The 6,016-nt window shown below is 69.9% G+C and carries 3 protein-coding genes and 1 pseudogene; all 4 read right to left on the bottom strand.

The genetic code is table 11. The annotated features are described in order from the left end of the window. Nucleotides 1–188 (bottom strand): annotated as a pseudogene (locus tag J0670_RS27150) (hypothetical protein); the annotation flags it as partial. Between the two features lie 462 nt (nucleotides 189–650). Beyond that, complete coding sequence (locus J0670_RS27155; protein WP_207814309.1) at nucleotides 651–2,495, bottom strand: alpha-keto acid decarboxylase family protein; 1,845 nt, start codon at nucleotides 2,493–2,495, stop codon at nucleotides 651–653. Continuing rightward, on the bottom strand, nucleotides 2,492–4,603 hold the full coding sequence (locus J0670_RS27160; RefSeq protein ID WP_207814310.1) for an FAD-dependent oxidoreductase: 2,112 nt from the start codon (nucleotides 4,601–4,603) through the stop codon (nucleotides 2,492–2,494). The genes J0670_RS27155 and J0670_RS27160 overlap by 4 nt, the downstream gene beginning before the upstream one ends. A 16-nt stretch (nucleotides 4,604–4,619) precedes the next feature. Further along, nucleotides 4,620–6,016: Dyp-type peroxidase (locus J0670_RS27165; RefSeq protein WP_207814311.1), on the bottom strand; the 1,397-nt coding region annotated here is incomplete at its 5' end.

A 6,016-nucleotide genomic window follows, 5' to 3' on the forward strand; every position in this document is an offset into this window, starting at 1 on the left:
GCCGGGTGCGACGGAGCGCTGCTGGGCTTGGCCGAAGGGCTGGACGTGGCAGAGGCGCTGGGGGTCGCCGCGGCGCTGGGCGTGTCCGTGGGCTTCGGGCGGGGGTCGTGGAAGCAGAGCAGGTCGGGGTTCTTGAACCCGTAGCTCAGGCCCCAGTCCCAATCGCAGCCGCCCCAGTACGTCCTCACCCAGCCGCAGTAGGGGCCGCCGTAGCTGGAACAGGGAGGTACCGAGTCCCGTGGGCCCGGATACGTGGCGGGCGGTGGGAGTAATTCGGCTTCGCTCCGCACGGTGTCGAGAGCGCTGACCACGCGGACCTGCCCGGCGTCGGCACGCTGGGGCATCCAGTCCGTGAGGAGGAGGGGCAGGCCGAAGGCCGAGGCGGAAACCGCCATCGTCGAGACGGCGAGAGTGCAGCGGGTGAGGCGCATGACTGTTCCTCTGGCTTCGTGGTCCGTGACAAGTAGTGGATGAACTCCGGGCAGGAGCGCCGCCGTGAGCACCGGACTCAAACGTATGTGCCTGATGTGCCATCAGGCAGCCGGTGAGCCGCCAATCGGGCGGCCTCGCTCCGGCTCTTCACTCGGAGAGTCTCGCAACGCGCGGCGGCCCCGGTCCGAGGACCGGGGCCGCTGCGGCGTCGGGCGCGGCTACGGGCAGCTTTCGTCGATCTTGTACTGGAGCGCCCGCGGGTAGTCGTGTCGGCTGAGCCGGACGCGGGCCAGGATCGGGCCGTGGTTGATCTCGTCGGCCGGATCGGCGATCTCGGACAGCAGCGCCTCCAGCTCGGTGTGGGTGGTGAGCTCCCGCCCGTGCATCCGGTCCTTCTCCGAGCCAAAGACCTCCGCCAGCTTCTCGTACCGCCACGGGTGCAGCACGTTGTAGAAGTCGGCCCCGTCGGACGGCCTGTCCTTGTAGTAGCAGGGGCTGATCAGCATCTGCTCGATGCCGTAGAAGCCCTCGTTGTCCAGGACGAACACCACCGGCCGCAGGTGGTGGCGCACGTGCGTGGACAGCTCCTGGCAGACCTCCTGGAACGAGCCGTCCCCGACGAACACCAGTGGCCGCTTGAGCGGCTGCTGGTGGGCCAGCGCCACACCGGTGGCCGCGCCGACCGAGTAGCCGATGGACAGCCAGCTGTTCTGGGCGAGGAAGCCCCCGCGTTCGACGATCTGCAGGTTCATCGAGCCCAGGAGGGCGAACGCCGCGTCCGAGATCACCGAGAACGGCGAGGTGGCCTCCGTGCCGACGCCCTGCGCCTGGCTCAGCAGGAAGGCGTCCACGTGCTGGAAGAACCCGTCGTAGGTGAGTTCCTCGGGGTAGTCCTCGGCACTCAGTCCGGTCAGGAAGGCGGCCGTGCTCGCCGGGACGTTCCGGTCCTCGGCGTGGGCCAGGGCGAAGAGGTCGGTCTCGAACGCCCGCTTGCCGAACGCGATGCCCAGCGCGTCACGCAGCGCCGGGATGAACCGCGCCAGCTGGACCTCCGGGAAGTACTGCGCGCCGACGCTGACGCCCTCGCGGGCGGCCACGATCCAGTCGTCGTCGATCGACTTCTCACCCGCGAGGTTCTTCGACGTCGACCAGGTGCCCAGGCCGATCCTGCACCCGGCGGCCTTGAAGGCCTTGCGCACCTCCGGCAGGCTCGCCTTGCCGTTGTAGACGCCCATGAAGCCCGGGGTGTTCTCGGAGACCACGGACTTCGCGCCGACGGTGGTGCAGAACGGGATTCCGGTCAGCTCCACCAGCGAGACCAGCTCCCGCTCCAGCCGGTTGCGCTGGATCTCCTCGCCCGCCCACAGGACCGGCGTGCCGAACCGTTCGACCAGCTCGACCGAGGCTTCGACCGCCTTGGCGAGCATCGCCTCGTTCCTCTTGGTGAACGGCCTCTCCTGGCGCCGGAGTTCGCCCTGCGGCGCGGCACACGGGGCGTTCCAGAGGTCGTCCATCACCTCCAGGTAGACCGGCCTGCGCTCGGTCAGACCGGCGATGATCGCGCTGTCGATCTGCGAGGGCGCGAGCCCGGGATTGGAGAGCACCTGCGCGTCCACCGTGACCTGCCGGTAGACCTCCAGGTTGCTCTCCCGGCGCTGGCTCATGTGCGAGGTGAGCAGGCCCACCGCCTGGTAGTTGAGCCACTGCTCGTACGACGGCGCCGCGTTGATCACGATCACCGGCACGTACTCGACGTACGCACCGCCGACCGGGTTGAGCAGGCTGAACGAGCCCACGCCGTAGGTGACGGCGACGGCGGCGACGCCCTGCTCGCCGCTCGCGAGGTCGGCTTCGGAGGCCCGCACCCGGGCGTAGGCGTCTGCGGCGTAGCCGGCACCGATCTCGGTCGGGGTGCCGACCCAGCGCACCGAGGTGGTGTCGTGCATGATCGTCAGGAACGGGCCGAGGAAGTCGCCCGGCACCCCGAACAGGTACCGGATGCCCAGCTGCTCCAGCCTGGTGGCCAGGTAACGGCCCACCGTCCATTCGTCGTTGCGGCTCATCGGCTCATCGCCTCCTGTCGGCGCTCCCGGCCGGCCTGCGCCTCGGGACGGATCTCCGGTTCGGCGCGGGGCGGTGGCGGTGGTTCCTCGTGCACGGCGATCGCCGCCCGGACGGCGGTCTCCACCGCGCCCTCGATCCAGGCGTGCTTGAGCGAGACGTGCTCGCCGGCGAAGTGCACCGGGCCCTCCGGCTTGACCACGTCGAGGTGGAAGCTGGTCATCTGGTGCGGGGTGTACACGGCCGCCTCGCCGAAGGCGTACGGGTCGCGCAGCCAGCTCTGGGTCTTCCCGTAGCCGGTGTAGAACACCTCGATGCGACGGCCGTGCACCGACTGGAGGTTGCGCAGCGCGTGGACGTAGCGCTCGTGGTCCTCCATCGAGTCCCAGCGCACCGCGTCGTCCGACCAGCTGTAGCTGGCCAGCACCACGCCGCCGCCGTCGCTGCCGGGCACCGCGTGCGAGGGGTAGTACATGAAGCGGTTCGGGTTGTCGGTGGTCGAGCCGCCGCCGAAGCAGCCGGTGGCGGGGCGCACGCTCGCCCGGTGCAGCGGGCTGTGCCGGTAGGCCTCCAGCTGCTTCGCGCTGATCCGGTCGGAGTCCACGCTGCGGTGCGCGCCGAGCAGCACCTTCGGCAGGTTGGGCGGGGGCCGGTGGCCGTTGTGGGCGGCCGCGAAGGCCGCCTCGGCGTCCTCCTCGCCGGCCCGCTGGTAGTACTCGTACAGGCCGGGCTCGATGGAGTCGAGTTCGATCTTCCAGTCCGCCTCGGTGAACTCCCACCACCGGCGGGAGAACTCCAGCAGCACCTTGGTGGCCTGGTCGTAGTGCGTCTCGATGATCGCCCGGCGCTTCTTGTACGAGAACGGGGGCGCGACCTGGACGAAGCGCAGCGCGGAGAACGGGACGGTGACGATCGCGAAGTCGCCCGTCCAGACCTTGGGTTCGGCCTGCGGGTCGCCCTCGGGCACGGTGTGGACGGCGACCTGCGGCCCGTTCGGTCCGACGTCCTCGCCGGCCCCGCCGTCGTGGCGCGGGTCCCAGTACTCCATCCGGATCATCCGCTCGCCCATTGCGAGCTCGTCCCGCAGGTCCTCGGCGAGGGCGTAGGGCAGCTGCCAGCTGCCGCCGTCGATCTCCCAGTAGGTGGCGTCCGGGTTGATGTCGCTGCGGCCCAGGAAGGTGTGGAAGAAGGCCAGGTGCAGCCGCGAGGTCATGTTCTCGATCGTGCCGATCGCCTCGATGGCCTCGTCGCTGAAGCCCGCGTACTCGCGCAGGAACCGGCCCATCGAGTAGCCGTCGAAGTCGCGGATCACCCTGGCCCAGCCGTCCAGCCACTCGGCGTACGGCTTGCGGACCCGCTTGCCGTCCTCGATGTACGAGTAGTAGTCGCGGACCGACTCCAGCGCCTGGTTGACCATCTCGGCGGCGGTGATCCGCGCCTCGTCGCCGGTGAGGTGGAAGCCCTCGTTGACGCTGGACGGGTCGGCGGCGTACTCGCCGCGGCGGACCTGGGTCCGGTTGGTGCGGATCCAGCTGTTGAAGCGCTTGACCGGCTCGCGGAAGTCCGGGCTGTCCTCGCCGTACTTCCAGACCTTGCCGTCCTCGAAGGACTCGTACACCACGGGCGGGACGGGCGCGTTCTGGTTGCCGGTGTCGGGGTCGACGTCGACGTTGTAGAACAGCTGCCGGCGCAGGCCGAGGCTGTCGACCAGGGCCAGGGTGAGCGGGTGGAAGCTGGGCAGCCGCATCGCCCCGGCCTCCCCGTACTGCTCCGGGTCGTAGAACGGGCCGTCCTGCCCGTCGCCGGTGGCGCGGAAGGTCTTGATCCGCCCGCCGACGCGGCTGGCGTTGGCCTCCAGGATGGTGACGTGGTGCCCGGCGTCCTTGAGCAGCTTCCCGGCGACCAGACCGGCGATCCCGGCGCCGACGATCAGCACGTCCTTGGGCTCCTCCGCCCGAGGGATGCCGTCCTTGATCAGGACGTCGAGGTAGCGCAGCTTCAGGTCCTCGCCGTCCGGACCGACCAGCAGCAGCTCGCGGGCCAGCTCCTGGCAGGTTCGCAGGCGGGCGCGGTCGCGGGCCGTGCCCCCGACCGTGGGGTTCTCACTCATGGTTTCTCCTCGCCGCTCAGGAGCCGATGGACTTGTTGGGGAGGTCCTTGCCCTCGGCGAGCAGCCTCAGCGTGCTGATCGAGGGGGTGAAGGCGTAGAGCGCGCCCGTGGTGCGGACGAAGCGCTTCATGTCGACCGTGCCGTGGGTGCCGTCCGCGAGCTCGATCGCGGCCTTGCCGGCGAGGCCGGTGACCTTGTCGAAGCCGTTGGCGACCACCCTGTCGGGCTCGCTCTTGCCCGGGGGGAACGTGTCGGAGTTGGACCAGTGCTGCTGGACCAGTTCGAACTGCTGCTCCAACGAGGTGCCGTAACAGACGAACATCAGCCCGCGGTCCTTGCCGTCGTCCGGGCCGCCCGCGAACTGGGGGCCGTACGGGATTCCGCGGCGCATCAGGCGGTGGCTCTTCGGCTTGTTGTCGTTGATGCCGGCGAAGGCGCGCGGATGGGTGCGGCGGATGTGCGCGACCCAGGGGGTGTGCAGGCCGGTGGGGTCGTTCACGTAGTCGAAGTCGTTGCGGTCCGAGCCGAGGCCGGTCACGGCGCTGACCGCCGGGGCGAGCGGCGTGCCGTCCTTGGCCCGGCCGACCAGGCAGGCACCGAGTCGGGTGGCGTCCATGGTCCCGGTGAAGTCCTTGACGCCGTCCACCACGGCCTTGTTCCAGCCGGCGACGTCCTGGCGCAGGCGGCGCACCACCTGGAGGGAGCCGTCCTTCATCCACGCCGGCGCCTTGCGGTCGCCCTGTTCGCTCCGGTAGCCGAAGACGAACTCGCCGGGTTCGATCAGCTCGGCCCCGGCGTGGTTGTCGCGGAAGCCCTTGCGGCCGGCGTCCTCGCGGTGGAAGTCCTTGACGCCGGGCTGGGAGATGCCGTCCTTGTAGCCGAAGTGCTCGTGGCCCCTCAGGTCGCCCGTCAGGGTGCGGCCCTCGTCGACGTGGACGCGGGTGATCTGGTGGGTCTGCTCGACCGTGTCGAGGTTCTTCAGCTTCTCCTTCAGCAGCTCCTCGGTGTCCGCAGCGACGATGAGGACCGCGTGCACGGCCTTGTCGCCGGCCCCGGCCCCGAACAGCCAGTTCTCGGGAGCGCTCTCACCGGTGTCCCCGAGCTTCTCGGCCCGCGCGGCGGCGCCGTCGCAGAACGCCTTGAAGGTGGCGAGGTCCTTCTTGACCTGGTCGGGCTTGCTGGCGACGGTCACCAGGCCCTCGAAGGTGAGGGAGACCCCGCAGCGGACGGTGGTGATCGACGGATCTCGGCCGAAGGCCCTGCGGGCGAGCGAGAACTGCTCGTTGAAGTCCTCCGTCTCGTTGGTCGTCGCGACGGTGTTGAGGATCGCGGAGAGCCAGCCTCGGCCCCTGGCGGCGTCCGGGAAGTGCAGGTAGCGGAAGTCCGTGAAGTCCTTGTTGAACGCGGCCAGGA

This window comes from Streptomyces sp. FH025 (genome assembly GCF_017427025.1).
Lineage (GTDB): Bacteria > Actinomycetota > Actinomycetes > Streptomycetales > Streptomycetaceae > Kitasatospora.